This window comes from Pseudomonas sp. PSE14, from assembly GCF_029203285.1.
Taxonomy (GTDB): domain Bacteria; phylum Pseudomonadota; class Gammaproteobacteria; order Pseudomonadales; family Pseudomonadaceae; genus Pseudomonas.
Map to the genome: position 1 here is coordinate 1,327,796 of NZ_CP115669.1, position 21,088 is coordinate 1,348,883.

Annotated in this window: 18 protein-coding genes; 7 read left to right on the plus strand and 11 right to left on the minus strand. The window is 66.8% G+C overall.

Annotation, left to right across the window (positions count from 1 at the left end; translation table 11 throughout):
- Positions 1–164: 164 nt before the first annotated feature.
- The 3 genes from O6P39_RS06165 to O6P39_RS06175 are packed head-to-tail and all read left to right on the plus strand — an operon-like array spanning position 165 to position 5,083.
- Positions 165–1,517 (plus strand): TolC family outer membrane protein, encoded by a 1,353-nt coding sequence (locus O6P39_RS06165; protein ID WP_275610514.1) that lies wholly within the window; start codon positions 165–167, stop codon positions 1,515–1,517.
- A gap of 49 nt (positions 1,518–1,566) precedes the next feature.
- Positions 1,567–3,723, plus strand: a complete 2,157-nt coding sequence (locus tag O6P39_RS06170; protein WP_275610515.1) for a type I secretion system permease/ATPase — start codon at positions 1,567–1,569, stop codon at positions 3,721–3,723.
- Complete coding sequence (locus O6P39_RS06175; protein ID WP_275610516.1) at positions 3,713–5,083, plus strand: HlyD family type I secretion periplasmic adaptor subunit; 1,371 nt, start codon at positions 3,713–3,715, stop codon at positions 5,081–5,083. The genes O6P39_RS06170 and O6P39_RS06175 overlap by 11 nt, the downstream gene beginning before the upstream one ends.
- Before the next feature lie 464 nt (positions 5,084–5,547).
- Here O6P39_RS06175 and O6P39_RS06180 read toward each other — a convergent pair whose 3' ends face one another.
- The 6 genes from O6P39_RS06180 to O6P39_RS06205 all read right to left on the minus strand — a co-directional run bounded on the left by O6P39_RS06180 (position 5,548) and on the right by O6P39_RS06205 (position 11,406).
- Entirely contained in the window at positions 5,548–6,189 is a 642-nt protein-coding gene (locus O6P39_RS06180; RefSeq protein ID WP_275610517.1) for an NAD(P)-dependent oxidoreductase, read from the minus strand.
- A 119-nt stretch (positions 6,190–6,308) separates the two neighbouring features.
- Entirely contained in the window at positions 6,309–6,938 is a 630-nt protein-coding gene (locus tag O6P39_RS06185; RefSeq protein ID WP_275610518.1) for a potassium channel family protein, read from the minus strand.
- A gap of 70 nt (positions 6,939–7,008) precedes the next feature.
- Positions 7,009–7,893: a 3-hydroxyisobutyrate dehydrogenase gene (gene mmsB / locus O6P39_RS06190; RefSeq protein ID WP_275610519.1), complete on the minus strand. Its 885-nt coding sequence runs from the start codon at positions 7,891–7,893 to the stop codon at positions 7,009–7,011.
- Positions 7,894–8,072: 179 nt separating this feature from the next.
- Positions 8,073–9,176: an enoyl-CoA hydratase/isomerase family protein gene (locus O6P39_RS06195; RefSeq protein WP_275610520.1), complete on the minus strand. Its 1,104-nt coding sequence runs from the start codon at positions 9,174–9,176 to the stop codon at positions 8,073–8,075.
- Between the two features lie 10 nt (positions 9,177–9,186).
- Positions 9,187–10,005: an enoyl-CoA hydratase gene (locus tag O6P39_RS06200; protein WP_275610521.1), complete on the minus strand. Its 819-nt coding sequence runs from the start codon at positions 10,003–10,005 to the stop codon at positions 9,187–9,189.
- Positions 10,006–10,242: 237 nt separating this feature from the next.
- Positions 10,243–11,406, minus strand: a complete 1,164-nt coding sequence (locus O6P39_RS06205) for an isobutyryl-CoA dehydrogenase (RefSeq protein WP_275610522.1) — start codon at positions 11,404–11,406, stop codon at positions 10,243–10,245.
- Between the two features lie 148 nt (positions 11,407–11,554).
- On the opposite strand from O6P39_RS06205, the gene O6P39_RS06210 reads away from it, so the two are divergent.
- Together O6P39_RS06210 and ung are read left to right on the plus strand one after the other, a co-directional pair.
- On the plus strand, positions 11,555–12,433 hold the full coding sequence (locus O6P39_RS06210) for an AraC family transcriptional regulator (protein WP_275610523.1): 879 nt from the start codon (positions 11,555–11,557) through the stop codon (positions 12,431–12,433).
- Between the two features lie 75 nt (positions 12,434–12,508).
- A complete protein-coding gene (gene ung / locus O6P39_RS06215) occupies positions 12,509–13,201 on the plus strand; it encodes a uracil-DNA glycosylase (RefSeq protein WP_275610524.1) in 693 nt (230 codons plus the stop codon).
- A gap of 81 nt (positions 13,202–13,282) precedes the next feature.
- Here ung and O6P39_RS06220 read toward each other — a convergent pair whose 3' ends face one another.
- Genes O6P39_RS06220 through O6P39_RS06240 form a run of 5 tightly spaced genes read right to left on the minus strand, consistent with a single transcriptional unit; the run spans position 13,283 to position 18,677 of the window.
- The gene (locus O6P39_RS06220; RefSeq protein WP_275610525.1) at positions 13,283–14,326 is read right to left on the minus strand and encodes an AbrB family transcriptional regulator; all 1,044 of its coding nucleotides are present in this window, start codon (positions 14,324–14,326) and stop codon (positions 13,283–13,285) included.
- Positions 14,319–15,836, minus strand: coding sequence for a tripartite tricarboxylate transporter permease (locus O6P39_RS06225; RefSeq protein ID WP_275610526.1), 1,518 nt, complete (start codon positions 15,834–15,836; stop codon positions 14,319–14,321). Before O6P39_RS06225 ends, O6P39_RS06220 begins: the two co-directional genes overlap by 8 nt.
- A 10-nt stretch (positions 15,837–15,846) precedes the next feature.
- Positions 15,847–16,314: a tripartite tricarboxylate transporter TctB family protein gene (locus O6P39_RS06230; RefSeq protein WP_275610527.1), complete on the minus strand. Its 468-nt coding sequence runs from the start codon at positions 16,312–16,314 to the stop codon at positions 15,847–15,849.
- Positions 16,315–16,368: 54 nt separating this feature from the next.
- Positions 16,369–17,346 (minus strand): tripartite tricarboxylate transporter substrate binding protein, encoded by a 978-nt coding sequence (locus O6P39_RS06235; RefSeq protein ID WP_275610528.1) that lies wholly within the window; start codon positions 17,344–17,346, stop codon positions 16,369–16,371.
- Between the two features lie 29 nt (positions 17,347–17,375).
- Positions 17,376–18,677 carry an OprD family porin gene (locus O6P39_RS06240; protein ID WP_275610529.1) on the minus strand — a complete coding sequence of 434 codons (1,302 nt, stop codon included), beginning with the start codon at positions 18,675–18,677 and terminating at the stop codon, positions 17,376–17,378.
- 216 nt (positions 18,678–18,893) lie between these two features.
- Between O6P39_RS06240 and O6P39_RS06245 the strand changes: the two genes are divergently transcribed.
- Complete coding sequence (locus tag O6P39_RS06245; RefSeq protein ID WP_275610530.1) at positions 18,894–19,565, plus strand: response regulator; 672 nt, start codon at positions 18,894–18,896, stop codon at positions 19,563–19,565.
- Positions 19,558–20,967, plus strand: a complete 1,410-nt coding sequence (locus O6P39_RS06250) for a sensor histidine kinase (RefSeq protein ID WP_275610531.1) — start codon at positions 19,558–19,560, stop codon at positions 20,965–20,967. Before O6P39_RS06245 ends, O6P39_RS06250 begins: the two co-directional genes overlap by 8 nt.
- The last annotated feature ends 121 nt before the right edge of the window (positions 20,968–21,088 follow it).

A 21,088-nucleotide genomic window follows, 5' to 3' on the forward strand; every position in this document is an offset into this window, starting at 1 on the left:
TTGGCAAATCGATGTCACTTTGATATCGAAGCGCCGCCCCAAATATTTTTCGTGAAATGGGTCACGTTTCCCGATGGGTCCTTGCAGCGTATTCGCCGGTCTTTTGACGCGCTTTGCGGCAATCGAATCGCTGCCGCAATCTCACTGATAAGGATGTTTTCCTCATGCGTCTGCGATTCGCTCAAGTAGTGCCCTTTGCCCTGTCATTCGTGCTTCCCGCCCATGCCGACACGCTCAACCAGGCGATGCAGAAGGCCATCGACTACCACCCGGAAATCCAGGCTGGCGTGAACAGTCGACTGGCCGCCGACAAGCAGCTGCGCGCCGCCCAGGGTGGCTATCTGCCATCGGTCGACCTGCTCGGTGGCTACGGTCGCGAAGGCACCGATTCGCCCACCACCCGCGCCGAGGGCAATGACCACTGGAAGACCATGAGCCGAGGCGAGTCCAGCCTGCGCCTGCAGCAGATGGTGTTCGACGGCTTCGCCACCTCCAGCGAAGTGGGCCGCCAGCAAGCCACCGTGAACTCCCGCGCCTACGCGCTGCTGGGCACCTCCGAGCGCACCGCGCTGGAAGTGGCCCAGGTCTATACCGACGTGCTGCGCCGCCAGGAGATGGTTCGTCTGGCCGAAGCCAACCTGAAGCGTCACCAGCAGGTCTACGACCAGATCAGCCTGCGCAGCGCGCGCGGCGTCGGTCGCCTGGCCGACCAGGACCAGGCCGAGGCACGCCTGGCCCAGGCGCAGAACAACCTGTTCACCGAGAAGACCAACCTGGCCGACGCCCGCACCAACTACTTCAGCGTGGTGGGCAGCGAGCCGGTGGACCTGGCCGACCCCTCCGGCCTGAACGGCCAACTGCCGGCGGACCTGCAGGCGGCGCGCCGCCAGCTGCTGGAAAACAGCCCGATCCTGCGTTCGGCGGAGTCGGACGTGGCGGCGGCGGAGAAGCAGTACGAAGCCGCGAAGTCGACCTTCTATCCAAGATTCGATGCAGAACTTTCCCGCGGTGCCGATAACAACATCGACGGTGATCCGGGCCACAACAACGAATGGCAGGCCATGCTGCGCATGCGCTACAACCTGTTCGCCGGCGGCAGCAACAAGGCCGAGCTGGAAGCCAAGTCGTACCAGGCCACCCAGGCACTGGATATTCGCAACAACGCCCTGCGCCAGTTGAACGAGGAACTCGGCTTGTCCTGGAACGCCCTGGAAAACGCCCGCGAGCAGCTGCCGATCGCCCGCCAGTACGTGGACTACAGCACCCGTGTGCGCGAGGCCTACCAACAGCAGTTCACCATCGGTGAGCGCACCCTGCTCGACCTGCTGGACAGTGAGAACGAACTGTTCAACGCGTCGCGTCGCGCGGTTGACCTGAAGTACACCGAACTGTTCACCCAGTACCGCATCAAGGCCACCCTGGGCGAGCTGCTCAAGAGCCAGGGCGTGGTGGCGCCGATGGCGACCGTGGTGAGCACCGACGTCAAGCCGCAAGTCCAACTGCCGGGCCTGAACTGATCAGGTCCCCGGCCTCAACCCAGCCAGCCCCAACCTAGAGTGCTCCCGCGTGGATCAAGAAGTCAGTCGAGTTTCCTCACGTCACGATCCGCGCGGTCTGCTCGATGACCCGCTGCTGGACAGCCTGCTGACGCTCTGCCAGCTGCACCAGAAGCCGGCCAGTCGCGCCATGCTCACCAGCGGCCTGCCGCTGCCCGAGCAACGCCTGACCGCCGAGTTGCTGCCGCGCGCAGCGGCCCGCGCGGGTTTGCAGGGACGCCTGTTGCAACGGCGCCTGGAGCAGATTCCGGCGCTTGCGCTACCGGCCATGCTGCTGCTGCGCGAGGGACGTTGCGCGGTGCTGCTGGGTTGGGAAGGTGAGGGCCAGGCGCGCCTGCTGCTCAGCGAGAGCGACGGCGGCGAAGTGCGCGTGTCCCGCGAGCTGCTGCTGGAGGATTACAGCGGCCAGGCATTCTTCGCCCAGCCGCAGCACAAGTTCGACCTGCAGCACGGGGAGCTCATTCCCCGCGCCAAGAGCTGGTTCCGCGATACCCTGAAGCGCTCGCGCTGGCTGTATGTCGACGCGGTGGCCGCGAGCCTGCTGATCAACCTGATCGCCCTGGCCGCACCGCTGTTCGTGATGAACGTCTACGACCGCGTGGTGCCCAACCAGGCCGCCGCTACCCTCTGGGTGCTGGCCATCGGCATCAGCGGCGCCTACCTGTTCGACCTGCTGCTCAAGACCATGCGCGGCCTGTGCCTGGACCTGGCGGGCAAGAAGACCGACCTGATCATCTCGGCGACGCTGTTCGAGCGTATCGTCGGCATGAGCATGAAATACCGGCCCGCGCGGGTCGGCAGCTTTGCGCAGAACATCCACGAATTCCAGACGCTGCGCGACTTCCTCAACTCGCTGACCCTCACTACCCTGATCGACCTGCCGTTCACCCTGCTGATCCTGCTGGTGATCGGCATCATCGGCGGGCCGCTGGTGTTCGTCCCGCTGGTGGCCTTCCCGCTGGCCGCGGGTCTGGGCTGGATGCTGCAGAAGCCGCTGGTGGAGACCATGAACCGCACCATGGCGCTGTCCGCCGAGCGCCAGTCGAGCCTGATCGAGACACTGGCCAGCCTCGACGCGGTGAAGGTGAACAACGCCGAGAGCGAGCGCCAGTACCTCTGGGAACAGACCATCGGTACCCTGAGCCGCCTGGAACTGCGGGTGAAACTGCTGTCGTCCCTGGCGATGAACAGCACCGTGCTGATCCAGGCGCTGGCCGGGGTGGTGATGATCATCGGCGGCGTCTACCTGATCATCGCCGGCGACCTGTCCATGGGTGGCCTGATCGCCTGCTACATGCTCAACGGCCGCGCCCTCGGCCCGCTGACCCAGCTCTCCGGGCTGATCCAGCGCTACCAGCAGGCGCGCCTGTCCATGGAGACCACCAACCAGATGATGGAACTGCCGCAGGAGCGAAGCGCCGACGAGCGTCCGCTGACCCGCTCGCAACTGCGCGGCGGCATCGAGATGCGCGAGCTGGATTTCGTCTACCCGAACCAGCAGGTGGCGGCGCTGCACGGCATCAACCTGCAGTTCCGTCCTGGCGAGAAGGTCGGCATCGTCGGCCGCAGCGGCTCGGGCAAGAGCTCCCTGGCCAAGCTGATCGTCGGCCTCTACCAACCGGACAAGGGCAACCTGCTGGTGGATGGCGCCGACGTGCGCCAGCTGGACATCAGCGAGCTGCGCCACAACATCGGCTACGTGCCGCAGGACATCAGCCTGTTCAGCGGCACCCTGCGCGACAACCTGGTCTGCGGGGCGCGCTACGTGGATGACGAGCGCGTGCTGGAGGTGGCCGAGCTGACCGGCGTGAACGAGTTCGTCCGCCTGCATCCGCAGGGCTACGAGCTGCAGGTCGGCGAACGCGGCCTGAACCTGTCCGGTGGCCAGCGGCAGAACGTCGCCCTGGCCCGTGCGCTGCTGCTCGATCCGCCGATCCTGCTGCTCGACGAGCCCACCAGCGCCATGGACAACGCCGGCGAAGAGCGCCTGAAGCAGCGCCTGCATTCGATCATCGGCGACAAGACGCTGCTGCTGGTCACCCACCGCGCCTCCATGCTCAGCCTGGTGGACCGCCTGGTGATCATCGACAAGGGACGCATCATCGCCGACGGCCCGAAGGACGTGGTGATGGACGCATTGAAGAAGGGGCAGATCAGTGTCGCTTGATCCCAAAGGCAGCATTCGCCACAGCATCGGCGGTTATTTCAAGGGCGGCGACAACCTCTCCGGCCAACCGCTTCCCGAAGTCAGCAAGGCGCTGGTGGAAGACGCGCCGCGCGTGGTGCGCCTGACCATCTGGGTGCTGATCGGCTTCGTCCTGTTCCTCGGCCTGTGGGCGCACTTCGCCAAGATCGATGAAGTCACCCGTGGCGAAGGCAAGGCCATTCCCTCGTCCAAGGTGCAGAAGATCCAGAACCTGGAAGGCGGCATCGTCTCGCAGATCTTCGTCCACGAAGGCGAGGTGGTGCAGGCCGGCGAATCGCTGATGCGCCTGGACCCGACCCGCTTCCAGTCCAACGTCGGCGAGACCGAGGCCGACCGCCTGGCCATGTTCCTGCGGGTGGAGCGACTCTCCGCGGAGGTCGAAGACCGCGCGCTGAACGTCCCCGACGACGTGCGCGCCAAGGTGCCCGGCCAGGCCAGCAGCGAAGAGGCGCTGTTCCACAGCCGCCAGCAGCAACTCAAGGACGAGGTCGCCGGCCTTGAGCAGCAACTGGTGCAGAAGCAACAGGAGCTGCGCGAATTCGTCTCCAAGCAGGCGCAATACCGCAACAGCCTGGAACTGCTGCGCCAGGAAATCTCCATGTCCGCGCCGCTGGTGGCGCAGGGCGCCATGTCCCAGGTGGAACTGCTGCGCCTGAAGCGCTCGGAAGTGGAAAACCGTGGCCAGCTCGACGCCACCACCCTGGCGATTCCCCGCGCCGAGGCGGCGGTGAAGGAAGTCGAGCGCAAGGTCGCCGAGACCCGCTCGCGCTTCCGCAGCGAGGCGCTGAAGGAGCTCAACGAGGCGCGCACCGACCTGAGCAAGGCCGAGGCTACCGGCAAGGCGCTGGAGGACCGGGTAAACCGTACCCTGGTTACCTCGCCGGTGCGGGGTATCGTCAAGCAGCTGCTGGTCAACACCATCGGCGGCGTGATCCAGCCGGGCAGCGACCTGGTGGAAATCGTCCCGCTGGACGACACCCTGCTGGTGGAGGCGCGCATCCGCCCGCAGGACATCGCCTTCCTGCGGCCGGGGCAGCATGCGATGGTCAAGTTCACTGCCTACGACTACACCATCTACGGCGGGCTGGAGGCGGACCTTGAACAGATCGGCGCGGACACCGTCACCGATGACGATGGCAACAGCTTCTACCTGATCAAGCTGCGCACCCGCAAAAGCCACCTGGGCACCGATGACAAGCCGCTGCTGATCATCCCCGGCATGGTGGCCACGGTGGACATCATCACCGGCAAGAAGAGCATCCTGAGCTACCTGCTCAAGCCCATCCTGCGGGCCAAGGCGGAGGCGTTGCGGGAGCGGTGATCGACTTTGCATCCGCTCCTGCGGGCTGGGTTCTCCGGTTTCGTAGGAGCAACTGTCTTCTACCGGGTTGATCCCTGCCTGCGTCTCCCTCTCACCCCAGCCCTCTCCCTCCGGGAGAGGGAGCCGTCCGAGCCGGCTGACGCCAAGGTTTCATCCTGCACCGAACAGTCCCCTCTCCCGCTTGCGGGAGAGGGTTAGGGTGAGGGGCCTTTGATCTTGTAGGAGCGGAATCTGTCTACGATGCTTTTCGCTCGGGTGTTTTTGCGCCGCTTCGGTGTGCTCGGGGCGTATCTGGTTTCGCCTCTCGGCGAGTCCCTTTGTCAAACGTCGGATAGCCGCCTTCACAAAAGGAACTCGCCCGAGGGGGCGAAACGAAATCTCCCAGCACACGCCGAAGCGGCGCAAGAACACCGAACAAGACGAACAACTAACGCCGCCCCAGCCCAGTAAAAGGCGACGAGCCATCAATATGCAACGGTAAACCGCTGCTGATGATGATTGGCCTGCTCGGCCTCGTCGATCATCGCCACCGCCAGGTCCGGCAGGGAGATGCGGCTTTCGCCCTTGTCATCGAACAACACCTGATCGCCCCCGATACGGAAGCTGCCGGTGCGGGTTTCACCGTCGAGCAACATCGCCGGGCTGAGGAAGGCCCAATCCAGTTCCTTCTCACCACGCAACTGGTCCAGCGCATCGGCCGCGCCCAGCGCGCCTTGCTTCCATTGCTCGGGAAACTCCGGGCTGTCCACCAGGCGCTGGCCGGGGGCGATCTCCAGGCTGCCGGCGCCACCGAGCACCAGCAGGCGCTTCAGGCCAGCGGCCTTCACCCCGTCGAGAATGGCGTGGCTGCCCCTGGCGTGGGCATCGCGGATGTCCGGATTGCCCCAGCCGGCGTTGAAGGCGCTGATCACCAGGTCCTGGCCGGCGACGGCACGGGCGACCTGGGACGGATCGTAGACATCGGCCTGAACCACCTTCAGGTTCTCCCGTGCCGGCAGTTTCGCGGGGTCGCGTACCAGGGCGCTCACCTGATGACCGCGCCGCAGGGCCTCTTCGAGGAAGTAATGGCCAACGTGGCCGGTGGCGCCGATCAGGGCAATGTTCATGGAATCACCTTCTGTGGGATGGAGTGCCGCATCTCGGCGGCGGGTGATTCATCTTCGGCGCGCGGCGGGCGGCGATAAAGCCGGGCAGGCGGCATGCACTCGTAAGCCTGGCTTAATAATCAGTCCTTGATGTCGTCGTTCATCAGGCTCAGTCCCCGGGCCACGGCCAGGGCGATGAACAGTGCGCCCATGATCGCTTCGCTACCCGCCAGCAGGCGCGCCAGGGGCAGGGTCGGGGCGATGTCGCCGTAGCCGATGGTGGTCAGCGTGATCATGCTCAGGTAGATGAAGCTGTCCAGGTGCAAGGGGCCGTTGCCGGTGAAGCTGTGCGGCCAGATCTGCTCGATCATGTTGTAGGCGAAGGCGAACACCAGCACGAAGTTCAGGTACAGCGAACACAGGCCATAAAGCAGTTCCGCGGTGACCGGGCGCTCCCGGGTGACGCGGCGGAACAGCGCCGCCACCATCAGCAAGTAGAAGCACATCTGTGGAATGCCCTGGTGTAGCCAGGGGCGCAGAGACCAGTCGCCGGGGATGAACAGCATTCCCAGGCTGACGATGCCGGCCAGGCTGACGACCACGAACAGCGGGCTGCGGTTGCGCAGGGAGTTGAGCGAAGCCAGCACCATCAGGACCAGGCTGCCGAGCTCCAGGGGCAGGGGCGGCGAAGGGAAGGCCAGCACCGCCATGACCAGCACGATGCTGCCCAGCAGCAGGCGGAAGCGGTAGTGCAGCAGGAAGCGTTTCAAGGTGACGAGGCCCGGGAGTCGAGGGTGCGCCAGTCTGGTTGAAAACGCTGTCTGTCCGCCATGCCGGTCCTTAGGAATCGAAGAGTTTCTGTACCACCGAGAAGTCCTGCTCACCATGGCCCTGCTTGACCAGCAGGCGATACAGCGCAAGTGCCAGGCTGCCCATCGGTGTGCTGTTGCCGCTGACCTGGGCGGTTTCCTGGGCGAGTCCGAGGTCCTTGGTCATCAGCGAGGCCATGAAGCCACCAGTGTAGCCGCGCGCGGCGGGTGCGTTCTCCATCACCCCGGGCCACGGGTTGTACACCTCCAGCGCCCAGTTGCCGCCGGAGCTGCGGCGCATGATTTCCGACAGCACCACCGGGTCGAGCCCGTTGGCGGCGCCCAGGGCCAGGGACTCGGCGGTGCCGATCATCAGCACGGCGAGCAGCTGGTTGTTGCACACCTTGGCCACCTGTCCCGCGCCGTCGCCGCCGGCGTGGAAGATGTTGCGGCCCATGGCGGAGAACACCGGGCGGGCGCGTTCGAGCACCTCGGCGTCGCCGCCGACCATGAAGGTCAGGGTGCCGGCCACGGCCCCGCCGGTGCCGCCGGAGACCGGCGCATCGAGCATCGGGATGCCGCGCTCGGCGGCGGCCTGGTGGACCTTGCGCGCGGAGGCGGGGGCGATGGTGGAGCATTCCAGCACCAGGGTGCCGGGAGTGATATGCGTCAGCAGGCCTTCGGCGCCCAGGTAGAGCCCCTCGACGTGCTGGCTGGCCGGCAGCATGGTGATCACCAGGTCGGCGCCGTCGACCGCGTCATGGGCGCTGCGCGCCGCGCTGGCGCCCTGGGCGACCAGGCCGTCGATGGCACTCTGCACCAGGTCGAACACGCGCAGCAGGTAGCCGGCCTTGATCAGGTTGGCGGCCATGGGGGCGCCCATGTGGCCGAGGCCGATGAAGGCGATGGTTTGCATGCTGGTTTCCTCCTGTTGGACCACAGGCACTCCAGCGCTTTTGCTCTTCGTAGGAGCGAGCGTGCTCGCGAACAGCCCCGCAGCGGGGGTGGGCTTGCGAGGCCGAATCCGTTCCCGACGGATTTCGGCATTTCCCACATCCCTGTGGGTCACAAGCTCGCTCCTACAGGGGAAGGGACCTAGAGATCCGCCAGCGGATGCTCGCCCTCCCAGGTCGCGTCGAAGTGCGCATTCACCACTGCATCAGGTATGGCAGCGATATCCGGCCAGTGCCAGTGCGGGGCGTTGTCCTTGTCGATCAGCCGGGCGCGCACGCCTTCTGGGAATTCCGGGTGGCGGCAGCAGTTCAGGCTCATCGCGTACTCCATGCGGAACACCTCGGCTGTCGACAGATGGCGCGCGCGGCGAATCTGTTCCCAGACCAGGCGGGCCGTCAGCGGGCAGCCGGACACCAGGGTCTTCGCGCCCTTGGCGATCAACGCATCGCTGTCCTCGGTGAGCGGGGCCAGCGCGTGCCAGGCCTCCACCACATTGGCGCAGTCCAGCAGCGCATCGATGCGTTCGCGGCGAGGCAGCAACTGGGCTTGCGGCAGTTCCCCGCGGACTTCGTGCTCCAGCGCCTGGAGCAGGCTGTGCAACTGCACGGCGGGCTGTTCGCGCCAGTTCAGCTGCACCAGGCCTTCGATCAGGTCGTCCTGCTGGGTGTCGAGCAGGAAGCGGTCGGCCAGGTCCAGGTCCAATGCGTCGCGGGCGTTCATCTGCGTGGCGGTCAGCCCGAGGAACAGGCCGAGGCGGCCGGGCAGGCGGGCGAGGAACCAGCTGGCGCCGACATCCGGGTACAGGCCGATGCTGATTTCCGGCATGGCCAGGCGGGTGGACGGGGTGACGATGCGTACCCCGGCGCCCTGCATCAGCCCCATGCCGCCGCCCATCACGTAGCCGTGGGCCCAGCAGATCAGCGGTTTGCCGTAGCTGTGGATGAGGTAGTCCAGGCGGTATTCGTCGGCGAAGAAGCGGCGGGCGAGGGTAGGCACCTCGCCGGGCTGCTCGCGGCAGGCGTCGACCAGCTTGCGCACGTCGCCGCCGGCGCAGAAGGCCTTGCCGCCATTGCCGCGCAGTACTACGCAGGCGATCTGCGGGTCGTTCTGCCAGACGCCCAGCTGATGGCTCAGCGCTTCGATCATCGGCAGGCTCAGGGCGTTCAGGCTCTTCTCGGCGTCGAGGGTGGCGATACCAATGCGAAAGCCGTGCAGGCCGGGGCGCTCTTCGAACATCACGTTCATGGTCAGTCCCTTACTGGTTACGCCAATGCGGCTCGCGTTTTTCCAGGAAGGCGTTGACGCCTTCGCGGGTGTCGTCGGCATCGAACAGATCGACGAAGCGCTCGCGCTCTTCCGGCAGCCAGGTGGTCGGGCCGCGTTCGCGGGCGCCCTGGATCAGCGGTTTGATGGTGCGTACCGCGACCGGGCTCTGGCGGGCGACCTTGGCCGCCAGCAGCAGGGCGGTGCCGCGCGCTTCGCCGGTATCCACCACCTGCTCGACCAGGCCGATGCGCAGCGCGGTGTCGGCGTCGACGCGCTCGCCGCAGAGGATCATGCGCTTGGCCCAGCCTTCGCCCACCAGCCAGGGCAGCGCCTGGGTGCCGCCGGCGCAGGGCAACAGGCCCACGGCGGCTTCCGGCAGGGCCATCTGCGCCTGGCGCTCGGCGATGCGGATGTCGCAGGCCAGGGCGCATTCCAGGCCGCCGCCCATGGCGTAGCCGTTGATCGCGGCGATGGACACGCCACGGAAGTCGCGCAGCGCCTCGAAGGCTTCGCCGAAGCGGCGGGCCATTTCGCGGGCGCGGGCCTTGTCGCCGTCGGCGAACATGTTCAGGTCGGCGCCGGCGGAGAAGAATTTCGGGCCCTGGCCGGTCACCACCAGGGCGTAGATGTCGTCGTCGCGGTTGAGGTGTTCGATCACCTGGCGCAGGCCGATCAGCGAGTCGCGGTCCCAGGTGTTGGCCGGCGGATGATTGATGGTGATCAGCGCGGTGTGGCCGTGCTTTTCCACGGTCAGCTTGTGGGTGAGGTCGAAGACTCCGGGCTTGTAGGGCTCGAGGGCGTTGCTCATGGGCATCTCCTTGTCGGTGCCGCCGGCGGGCGGACGTATGTGCCTGGACTCTAGGCGCGCGCGATGGGGCGCGTCCATGTCCTATCTGTTCGATTGCGCCCGCGTGGGCGGGCGGTTTTTCCAGTGCGGCAGTTGTGTGCTTTTCGTAGGAGCGAGCTTGCTCGCGAACCAATCCCGCTGCGGAGATTGTTCGCGAGCAATAACGAAGGCGTCCCCCTCGCTCCTACAGGAAAGGCGTCAGAGCAGGCGATCCAGCATTCCACCCTGTTCCAGCAGGCGGCGGGCGACGATCACCCGCATGATCTCGTTGGTGCCCTCCAGGATCTGGTGCACGCGGCTGTCGCGCACCCAGCGCTCCAGCGGGTAGTCATTGAGGTAGCCGTAGCCGCCGTGCAGTTGCAGCGCCTCGTTGCACAGGGCGAAGCAGCGGTCGGTGGCGAAGCGTTTGGCCATGGCGCAGTACAGGGTCGCCTCGCCGTCCTTGTGGTCCAGCTTGTGGGCGGCCAGGCGCACCATCTGCCGGCTGGCGGTGAGGTCGGTGAGCATGTCGGCGAGCTTGAACTGCAGTGCCTGGAACTCGGCCAGCGCCTTGCCGAACTGCTTGCGCTCCTCGACGTAGCGCAGCGACTGCTCCAGCGCCGCCTGGGCCGCGCCCAGGGAGCAGCTGGCGATGTTCAGGCGGCCGCCGTCCAGGCCTTTCATGGCATAGACGAAGCCCTGGCCTTCCGGGCCGATGCGGTTGCTCGCCGGGATGCGCACGCCCTCGAAGGTGATGGTGCGGGTCGGCTGGGCCTTCCAGCCCATCTTGTCCTCGTTGCGCCCGTAGCGGATGCCCTCGGCGTTGGCCGGCACCAGGAAGCAGGAGATGCCCTTGGCGCCGTCCACTCCGGTGCGTGCCATGACGATCAGCACGTCGGTACTGCCGGCGCCGGAAATGAAGGTCTTGGCCCCGTCCAGCACGTACTCATCGCCGTCGCGGCGGGCGCGGGTGCGCAGGTGCGCGGCGTCGGAGCCGGCGTCCGGCTCGGTGAGGCAATAGGAGGCCAGGTGCTCGCCGCCGATCATCCCCGCTAGCCACTGATCCTTGAGCGCGGCGTCGCCGAAGCTGGCGAGCATCCAGGTAGCCATGTTGTGGATGGTGATGTAGGCGGTGGTGGCGACGCAGCCGGCGGCCAGCTGCTCGAAGATCAGCGAGGCGGACAGCCGCGACAGCCCCAGGCCGCCATCCTCCTCGGCGATGTAGAGGCCCAGGTAGCCCTGCTCGGCGGCGCGGCGGATCACCTCCACCGGGAAGTGGTGCTGGCGGTCCCAGTCGGCGGCGTGGGGGGCCAGTTCGCGGCTGGCGAAGGCGCGGGCGCTGTCTACCAGCAGGCGTTGTTCTTCGGACAGATCGAAATGCATGCAGCTACCTCGGATTGTTCTTGTCGGCCACATCGTCGCGCGGTGCGCGAATTTTCATCGGTTATAGCCGTTGCGTGGACGGCTGTGGATTGACGATCTTGCTCGGGGGATGGACGATCTTGGCATTCACGAGCACGGAATCCTCGCCATGTCCCGTCCCCTCACCTCATCCTGGCCGCTGCCCCAGCAGGGCGTTCGCTTCATCACGCCGCCGCGTCTGCGCCGGGCGTTGGACCGTCATCCACTGGGCCAGGCCTGCTATCCACTGGCGCTGGGCTATTACCCGGCGGCGGTGGGGCACCGCATGGAGCGGGAGAATCCGGACGATCACCTGTTGATCTATTGCAGCGCCGGCCACGGCTGGCTGGAAACAGCGGATGGACGATTCGAGGTTGCCGGTGGTGATCTGCTGGTGCTGCCCAAGGGCCGCGCCCATGCCTATGGCGCCGATGCGCAGCGGCCCTGGTCGATCTTCTGGGTGCACCTGGATGGCCGGCTGGCAGAGGAGTTCCTGCGTCCGCTGGGCAAGTCGCCGCGCCTGCGGGTCGGCGTGCAGCCTCGTCTGCTCGGCGAGTTCGATGCATTGCTGGCGTTGCGCCGGCAGGGCCTGAGCCTGCCGCACTTCATCCACGCCGCGCACTTGTTGCAGAGCCTGCTGACCTCCCTGGCCCTGCGCCCGGTGCGGGCCCGGCTGAAGTCCGGGCGCGTGCTGGATGTGGAAGCAGTGCAGGCCCTGATGCGCGAGCACCTGCATGACGCGCTGAACCTCGATGAACTGGCCGCGCAGTTCCGCCTGTCGCGTTTTCACTTCGCCAAGACCTACCGCGCGCTGACCGGACAGGCGCCGATCCAGGACTTCATCCGCCTGAAGATGACCCACGCCTGCCGTCTGCTCGACCAGGGCAACCTGGAAGTGCGCCAGGTCGCCGAGCAACTGGGTTACGCCGATGCCTATTACTTCTCGCGGCTGTTCAAGCGCGTGGTGGGCATGGCGCCCAGTCATTACCGGGCGCTGCATACGGGCTAGTCCCGGCGCGCGGCGCCTTGACTTGACCGGGGCGCTTGCTTAGCGTGCCGGTTCGTTTTACCAGGCAGACGCACCATGACGAATGAAGATCGGATCAAGCTGGAAGCCAGCTGGAAGGAAGCCCTCCACGAGGAGTTCGAGAAGCCCTACATGAAGCAGCTGGGCGAGTTCCTCCGCGCGGAAAAGGCCGCCGGCAAGGTGATCTTCCCGCCCGGTCCGCTGATCTTCAATGCGCTGAACACCACGCCGCTGGACCATGTGAAGGTGGTGATCATCGGCCAGGACCCCTACCACGGTCCCGGCCAGGCCCACGGTCTGTGCTTCTCGGTACAGCCGGGCGTGCCGACGCCGCCGTCGCTGCAGAACATCTACAAGGAGCTGCAGCGCGACCTCAACCTGCCGATCCCCAACCATGGCTACCTGCAGCACTGGGCCGAGCAGGGCGTGCTGCTGCTCAACACCTCACTCACCGTCGAGCAGGCCCGCGCCGGCTCCCATGCCCAGGCCGGCTGGCAGCTGTTCACCGACAAGGTGATCGAGGTGGTCAGCCAGCGCTGCGAGAACCTGGTGTTCCTGCTCTGGGGCTCCCATGCGCAGAGCAAGCAGAAGCTGATCGACGCGCAGAAGCACCTGGTCCTCAAGTCGGCGCACCCCTCGCCGCTGTCGGCCTACCGGGGCTTCCTCGGCAACGGACATTTCAGCCGCACCAACAAGTTCCTCGAACAGCACGGCCTGGCGCCCATCGACTGGTCGCTGCCGCCGGTCTGACGGCGCGCCCGCAAAAAAAGAGGCCCGCACGAGGCGGGCCTGGAGAAATCGCCGGAGAACTCAATCCGGCGAGCGTGGCACTTACTCCGTTGCCTCGGCGCGACGTTGCCAGAGGCGGAAACAGGGTTCGGCGAGGAACAGCACCAGCAGCAGGCGCAGTACCTGCAGTGCCGTCACCAGTGGTACCGAGAGTTGCAGCGCCTCGGCGGTCAGGCTCAGCTCGGCGATGCCGCCGGGCATCATGCCGAGCATCAGCGACTGGTGATCCAGCGGCCCGAGCCAGCCGATCAGCTCCGCCACCAGCGCCGCCGCCAGCATCATCCACAGGGTGCAGGCCAGGCTGCGGCCGATGAAGGCCGGGGCATTGCGGAAGAAACTGCGATTGAAATGACAGCCCAGCGCGCTGCCGATCAGCCATTGGCCCAGGGAGCTGCTGCCCGCTGGCAGGCCGATCTGCAGATCGGCGGCGATGGCGGCGACGGCGCTGACCAGCAGCGGCCCGAGCAGCCAGGGATTGGGTTGGCGCAGCTTCTGCAGGACCAGTGCGACCACGGCGCCAGCCGGCAGCAGCAGGGCCAGCCAGCCCCAGCTGACAGTAACGGAGTGCGCGCTTGGCGGCGGGGTATCCAGCAGCCAGGTGAAGGCCGCCGGCACCAGCAGAACCACCAGTAGCAGGCGCAGGCTCTGCGCCGCCGCCACGCGGCTGGACTGCGCGCCGTGGCGCAGGCCGAGGTTGACCATCTCGCTGGCGCCGCCGGGCATGCTGGAGAAGAACGCCGTGGCGCGATCCTCGCCGGCGCGCCGCAGCACGGCGATGGCGGCAAGGCTCGACAAGGTGGTGGCCAGCGCGCCGAGCACCACGATGGCGCCATGTTCGAGCACCTGCTCGACCACCGCCGGGGTGAAGTGCAGGCCGATCCCGGTGCCCACCACCCATTGCCCGGCCTTGCGTGCGCCGGGCACTTCCGCGAGCGGCCAGTCGAGCAGGCAGCGGCTGAGCATCACCGCCAGCAGTGAGCCGATCATCCAGGGCAGCGGCCAGCCGACCAGAGAGGCCAGCCAGCCGCCAAGGGCGCCGATCAGGGGCGTTGCCCAGAACAGGCGCCAGTTCGCCAGCTTATGCATCCGCCAGCTCGACCGTTGCGTGACGGCTGCGCTTGCGCCAGGCGCGGTACAGCGGCAGGCCGAGCATGAGCACCACCAGCGCCCAGGTGCCGAGGGTGATCGGGCTGGACCAGAGGATGCCCAGTTCGCCGTTGGAGATCGACAGCGCGCGGCGCAGGTTCTGCTCCATCAGCCCGCCGAGGATGAAGCCCAGCAGCAGCGGCGAGAGCGGGAAGTCCAACTTTCGCAGGATGTAGCCGAGGATGCCGATGGCGACCATCAGGAACAGGTCGAAGGTGGTGGCATGCACGGCGTACACGCCGATCGCGGTGATGATCGCGATGCCTGGCACCAGCGCCCAGTTCGGCACCGAGAGGATACGGGTGAACACCCGGACCATCGGCACGTTGAGGATGATCAGCATGACGTTGGCGATGAACAGCGAGGCGATCAGGCCCCAGACGATGTTCGGCTGTTCCTGGAACAGCAGCGGGCCGGGGGTGATGTTGTACAGGCTGAGCGCGCCGATCATCACCGCCGTGGTGCCCGAGCCGGGCACGCCGAGGGTCAGCATGGGCACCAGGGCGCCGCACGCCGCGCCGCCGATGGCGGTTTCCGGTGCCGCCAGGCCGCGCATGTCGCCCTTGCCGAACTGGCCCTTGTCGCCGGCCAGCTTCTTCTCGGTCATATAGGCCACGGCGCTGGCCAGCGTCGCGCCTGCGCCGGGCAGTACGCCCATGATGAAGCCCAGCACGCCACAGCGCAGGTTGACCACGAAGACCGAGGCCGCTTCCTTGACGTTGAACAGCATGCGTCCGCTGGCCTCGACCATCTTGTGGCCGTGGTGGGTCTTCTCCAGCAGCAGGAGGATCTCGCTCACCGAGAACAGGCCCAGCACCAGCACCACGAACTGGATGCCGTCGGAAACGTGGATGCTGTCGAAGGTGAAGCGGTACACGCCGCTGTTGGCGTCGATGCCCACGCTGGACAGGAACAGTCCGAGCAGGGCGGCCAGCAGGGTCTTCAGCGGACGGTCACCGGCCAGGCCGCCGAGGGCGACGATGGCGAACACCATCAGCACGAAGTATTCCGCCGGGCCGAAGGCGATCGCCCATTTCGCCAGCAGCGGGGCGAACAGCACCATGCCGCAGGTGGCGATGAAGGCGCCGATGAACGAGCTCCAGGCCGACAGCGACAGGGCCACGCCGGCCAGACCCTTGCGGGCCATGGGGTAGCCGTCGAGGGTGGTCATCACGGTGGAGGCTTCGCCGGGGATGTTCAACAGGATCGAGGAAATCCGCCCGCCGTACTCGCAGCCCAGGTACACGGCGGCCAGCAGGATCAGCGCTGACTCCGGCGGCAGGCCGAGGGCGAAGGCTACCGGGATCAGCAGGGCCACGCCGTTGATCGGACCCAGGCCCGGCAGCAGGCCGACGACGGTGCCGATCAGGGTGCCGATCAGCGCGGTGATGAGGTTGTAGGGCGTCAGGGCGACACCGAAGCCCTGGCCGAGATAACTCAAGGTATCCATGACTCAGTCCTCAGAGCAGGGGTTCGAGGATGCCCAGCGGCAGCGGGACATCCAGGGTGCGGTCGAACAGCAGGTACAGGCCGATGGCGAGCAGCGTCGCGGTGACCACGCTGGCCACCGGGCGGCCGCCGTAGATCAGAGCGATGAAGGTGCCGACCAGGGCGCTGGCCGGGATGAAGCCCAGCGGTTCGAAGAGGCCGGCATAGACCACCAGCAGGGCAACGCAGAGCACCACCTTGGCCAGCAGCGCGCCTTCCAGCGCGGGCTCGTCTTCCTCGCGCTTGATCGGCGTCGGACGCGCGATCAGCCAGGCCAGGCCGGCGGCCATCAGGCCCAGGCAGAGCAGGGGGTAGGCGCGCGGGCCGACCGGTTCGTAGGAGAAGGGCGCCTGGTAGTTCCAGGCGATCAGGGCGAAGGCGACGCAGGCGAGCAGCCAGGCGCCGGCGAACAGCCGCTGGAAGAGGCTGGTTTGCGACATGGGATGACTCCTTGCGTCGGCGACCTTGGGCGGCCGCCGACGCCGCGCGGGGCGTTACTGGATGAGGCCGAACTCGCGGGCGAGCTGCTTGTACTGGGTGACCTGCTGCTTCACGTAGGTATCCAGCTCCGGCCCGGTCATGGCGAAGGGGAACAGCTCGCGCTGGTCGCGCAGCTTGGCGAAGTCTTCCGAGGCCAGCAGCTTGTCGAAGGCGCCTTTCCAGAATGCGTAGTCCTCGTCGCTCACCTTCGGGCCGACGTAGAAGCCGCGCACCACCGGCCAGACGATGTCGTAGCCCTGTTCCTTGGCGGTGGGGATGTCGGTCATGCCCTCATCCTTCAGGCGCTCCTCGGCGAATACCGCCAAGAGGCGCATCTTGCCGGCGCGGATGTGTGGCATGGAGTCGGAGATGTCGGTGCTGCCGACCTGGATGTGCCCGCCCAGCAGCGCCGTGGCGATCTCACCGCCGCCTTCCAGGGCGACGTAGCGCAGTTGCTTGGGGTCGATGCCGGCGGCCTTGGCGATCAGCGCGGTCTGCATCCAGTCCTGGCTGCCGACGGTGCCGCCGGAGCCGATCACCACCTTGCTCGGGTCGGCCTTCAGCGCCGCGACCAGATCACCGAGGTTCTTGAACGGCGAGTCCGCCGGCACCGCGATGGCGCCGTAGCTGGTGCCTACCGCCGCCAGCCACTTCACCGCGTTCTCGTCGAAGCGGCCGAACTTGCCCTGGGCCAGGTTCAGCAGCGAGCCGCTGGAGAAGGCGGTGATGGTGTTGCCGTCGGCCGGTCGCTGGGCGACCACCGCGTTGTAGGCCACGGCGCCAACGCCGCCGGGCATGTAGGTGACGCGCATCGGCTTGGACAGCAGCTTCGAATCCATCAGGGCGCTCTGCGCCAGCTTGCAGGTGAGGTCGAAGCCGCCGCCGGGGGAGGCCGGGGCGATACATTCCGGGCGCTTGGGCTCGGCGATCAGGCTACCGGCGAACAGCAGGGTGGCGCCGGCGAGGGTCAGGTTGCGCAGGACGGTGGACATGGGGCAATTCCTCTCTTGTTGTTGTTGGTTTACCAGATCGCCAGGGAGTAGCTGAGGTAGATACGTGTCTCGTCGGCGTCCCGCGCGAAGCTCGAACGGTAGGTGGCGTTGCGCACGCGCACGGCTACGTTCTTGAGCGGGCCGCTCTGGATCACGTACTTGATGTCGGTGTTGCGTTCCCATTCCTTGCCGTGGCCGTCCATGCCATTGATTCTGGCATCGTCGCCGCTGACGTAGCGATTCATCAGGGTCAGGCCGGGAATCCCGAGGCCGGCAAAGTCGAAGTCGTGGCGCAACTGCCAGGAGCGTTCCTCGGCGTCGGCGAAGTCGCCGACCTGCACGAAGTTCACCAGGTACGGGTTGCTGCCGTCGATGTAGGGGAAGGCGGTGTCGCCGTTCATCTGCTGCCAGCCGAGGCTGAGCTTGTTGGCGCCCAGGGCGTAGCCGAGCATGCCGTTGAAGGCGCGGTTGTCGATCTCCCCGCCACGGGCTGCGCCCTGGTCATCGCTGACCGCCAGGCGCAGGTCGGCGCTGAATTTTCCGGGGCCGAGCGGGTAGCTGGCGAGCAGGCCGACGAAGTGCTGACGATAGACGTCGTCCAGGGAGGCGTAGTGGTAGCGGCCAGTGAGGTGGTCGGTGAGTTTGTAGTCGCCGCCGGCCAGGTCGTAGTGGTTGCCTTCGGCGCTGCCGCCGGAAAAGCGCTTGTTCTTGTTGTTCAGCGCCAGGTCCTGCCAGTCGGTGGAGTCGCGGTCCCTGGCCTTCTCCAGGCGGCCGCCGGTGAAGTCGAGGCCGGGCAGGTCGGTGGAGTTGAGCAGGCCGCCTTCGAAGGTCTGCGGGAACAGGCGGCTGTCGTTGGGTTGCAGCGTCGGCAGGTCGGGGATCAGGCTGCCGATCTTCAGCTCCGTCTCGGAGACCTTGAACTTGGCGGTCAGGCCGAGCTTGCTGTACTCATCGGCGGCGCGCCCGTCGTCGTGGGTCGGCAGCAGGCCGGTGCCGGTGCGGTCGGGCGAGGAGTCGAGCTTCAGGCCCAGCATGCCCATGGCGTCGAGGCCGACGCCGATGGTGCCGGGGGTATAGCCGGACTGGAAATCGAGGATGAAGCCCTGCGCCCATTCTTCGCGCTTGGACTGGCCGCTGCCGTCGCGAAAATCACGGTTGAAGTAGATGTTCTGGGTGCTGAGCTTGGCGCTGCTGTCTTCGATGAAACCTGCGGCATCGCACAAGGGGGCGACACCGGCGAAGGCCAGCACGGCGCTCGCGTGGGCAGGGGACAGGCAGGGGAAAAACGGCTTGCGGACAGCCAGTGCAGCCTGGGGCTGGGCAGTGGTCATCTGTGGTCTCCGGTTCTTGTTGTTGTCACGAAAGGGCACCACGCCGCCTTTCGCTCTGAGCAGTCTTCGCCGCTTGGGGGCGATGCTAACGGGCTAAGCTTTCACCAGGCTTTCAGTTCCCTTTCGCAGTGTTTTCAGCGAATTTCCCCCATTCACAGGGGCTTGCGGATGGGTAAACTGCCGGCCAAATCCTGTAGCCCCGAGGGGTAGAAGCGCGTGCGAATCCTCCTGGTCGAAGACCATCCCCAACTGGGCGAAAGCGTCGCCCAGGCGCTCAAGGGCGCCGGCTGGACCGTGGACCTGCTGCAGGATGGCGTAGCCGCGGACCTGGCCCTGGCCAGTGAGGATTACGCCCTGGCGATTCTCGATGTCGGCTTGCCGCGGCTGGACGGCTTCCAGGTGCTGGCACGCCTGCGCGAGCGCGGCAAGACCCTTCCGGTACTGATGCTCACCGCCCGTGGCGAAGTGCGCGATCGCGTCCACGGGTTGAACCTGGGCGCCGACGATTACCTCGCCAAACCTTTCGAGCTGACCGAGCTGGAAGCACGGGTAAAAGCCCTGCTGCGGCGCAGTGTGCTCGGCGGTGAACAGCAGCAGCGCTGTGGCGAGCTGGTCTACGACCTCGGCGCGCGGCGCTTCACCCTGGCCGACCAGGCGATGAACCTGACCTCCCGCGAGCAGGCCGTGCTGGAGGCGTTGATCGCCCGGCCGGGGCGGGTGATGAGCAAGGAGCAACTGGCCGCGCAGGTGTTCGGCCTGGACCAGGACGCCAGCGCTGATGCCATCGAAATCTACGTGCACCGCCTGCGCAAGAAGCTCGAAGGCAGTTCAGTGCGCATCGTCACCTTCCGGGGCCTGGGCTACCTGCTCGAGGCGCAGGATGGTTGAGCCGCGCCGCTGGCGTTACCCCGGCGCCGGCAGCCTGCGTGGCCGGCTGCTCTGGCGGCTGGGTGGGATGTTGCTGGTGCTGCTGCTGATCGGCAGCGCAGTGACCTACTGGCGGGCCCGCCATGCCGCCGACATCGCCTACGACCGCACCCTGCTGGCCTCGGCGCGTGACATCGCCGACGGGCTCTACGCCAGCGACGGCACCCTGCGCGCCAACGTGCCCTATGTGGCGCTGGACAGTTTCGAGTACGACAGCGCTGGTCGCATCTTCTACCAGGTGATCGATCCCCAGGGACGGATGATTTCCGGCTACGAGAGCCTGCCTGCGCCACCGCCGGAGACGCCACGTACCGATGACTACCCGGCGCTGGCCAAGTTCTACGACGCCCAGTACCAGGGGCAGGGCGTGCGGGTGGTCAGCCTGCTGCAGCCGGTCAGCCAGCCGACGGTCAACGGCATGGCGGAAATCCGCGTGGCGGAAACCCTGGGCGCCCGCGAGCGGCTGGCGCGCAACCTGCTCGGCGACACCCTGTTGAACCTGGCGCTGTCGGCCATCGCCGCGCTGCTGATGGTCTGGTACGCGGTGAGCGCCGGCCTGCGCCCGCTGGATCGCCTGCGCGCGGCGGTGGAGGAGCGGCAGCCGGATGACCTGCGGCCGTTGCCGGTGGTGCGGGTGCAGCGTGAGCTGCGTCCGCTGGTGGCGGCGCTCAACCACTTCACCGTGCGCCTGCGTGGGCTGTTCGACCGGCAGTCGCAATTCATCGCCGAGGCCTCGCACGAACTGCGCACGCCGCTGGCGGCGCTCAAGGCGCGGCTGGAACTGGGCCTGCGCGAGCAGGATCCGCAGCAATGGCGCGCCACCCTGGTGGATGCCGTGCAGAACACTGACCGGGTGACCGGGCTGGCGAACCAGTTGCTTTCCCTGGCGCGGGTCGAAAGTGGCGCGCGCGCCATTGCCGAAGGGGCAGGGGAGGACATCGATCTCAGCCAGCTGGCGCGGGAGCTGGGCCTGGCGCTGGCGCCGCTGGCCTACGCGCGGGGCGTCGCGCTGGCGCTGGAGGCGGACGATCCGGTGTGGGTGAAGGGCGATCCGACGCTGCTCAACGAACTGCTCAGCAATCTGGTGGATAACGCCATCGCCCATGCTCCGGCGGACGGCAACGTGATCATCCGCGTGCTGTCGCCGGCCGGCCTGGAGGTGGAGGACGACGGCCCGGGGATTCCGCCGGAGGAGCGAGACAAGGTGTTCCGCCGCTTCTACCGTCGTCGCCAGCAGGGCACAGGCCTGGGCCTGGCCATCGTCGGCGAGATCTGCAGCGCGCACCGCGCGCGTATCGAACTGGCGCAGGGCGAGCTGGGTGGTTTGCTGGTGCGGGTGAGCTTCCCGACGGAAAACCTTTGAGCCAGAAACGCGAAACCCACCGGTAAGGGCGGGTTTTTGGGGGGGATTTCGTGGACAAGGTCCACTCCTACGAGAGCTGACGCTGCGAAGTCTCAGGCAGGTCCGGCCCCTGTAGGAGCGA

Coding starts and splice junctions, on each gene's coding strand:
- O6P39_RS06165 (WP_275610514.1), top strand. CDS start 165: ATGCGTCTGCGATTCGCTCAAGTAGTGCCCTTTGCCCTGTCATTCGTG.
- O6P39_RS06180 (WP_275610517.1), bottom strand. CDS start 6,189: ATGAACATTGCCCTGATCGGCGCCACCGGCCACGTTGGCCATTACTTC.
- mmsB (WP_275610519.1), bottom strand. CDS start 7,893: ATGCAAACCATCGCCTTCATCGGCCTCGGCCACATGGGCGCCCCCATG.
- O6P39_RS06195 (WP_275610520.1), bottom strand. CDS start 9,176: ATGAACGTGATGTTCGAAGAGCGCCCCGGCCTGCACGGCTTTCGCATT.
- O6P39_RS06200 (WP_275610521.1), bottom strand. CDS start 10,005: ATGAGCAACGCCCTCGAGCCCTACAAGCCCGGAGTCTTCGACCTCACC.
- O6P39_RS06205 (WP_275610522.1), bottom strand. CDS start 11,406: ATGCATTTCGATCTGTCCGAAGAACAACGCCTGCTGGTAGACAGCGCC.
- O6P39_RS06210 (WP_275610523.1), top strand. CDS start 11,555: ATGTCCCGTCCCCTCACCTCATCCTGGCCGCTGCCCCAGCAGGGCGTT.
- ung (WP_275610524.1), top strand. CDS start 12,509: ATGACGAATGAAGATCGGATCAAGCTGGAAGCCAGCTGGAAGGAAGCC.
- O6P39_RS06220 (WP_275610525.1), bottom strand. CDS start 14,326: ATGCATAAGCTGGCGAACTGGCGCCTGTTCTGGGCAACGCCCCTGATC.
- O6P39_RS06225 (WP_275610526.1), bottom strand. CDS start 15,836: ATGGATACCTTGAGTTATCTCGGCCAGGGCTTCGGTGTCGCCCTGACG.
- O6P39_RS06230 (WP_275610527.1), bottom strand. CDS start 16,314: ATGTCGCAAACCAGCCTCTTCCAGCGGCTGTTCGCCGGCGCCTGGCTG.
- O6P39_RS06235 (WP_275610528.1), bottom strand. CDS start 17,346: ATGTCCACCGTCCTGCGCAACCTGACCCTCGCCGGCGCCACCCTGCTG.
- O6P39_RS06240 (WP_275610529.1), bottom strand. CDS start 18,677: ATGACCACTGCCCAGCCCCAGGCTGCACTGGCTGTCCGCAAGCCGTTT.
- O6P39_RS06250 (WP_275610531.1), top strand. CDS start 19,558: ATGGTTGAGCCGCGCCGCTGGCGTTACCCCGGCGCCGGCAGCCTGCGT.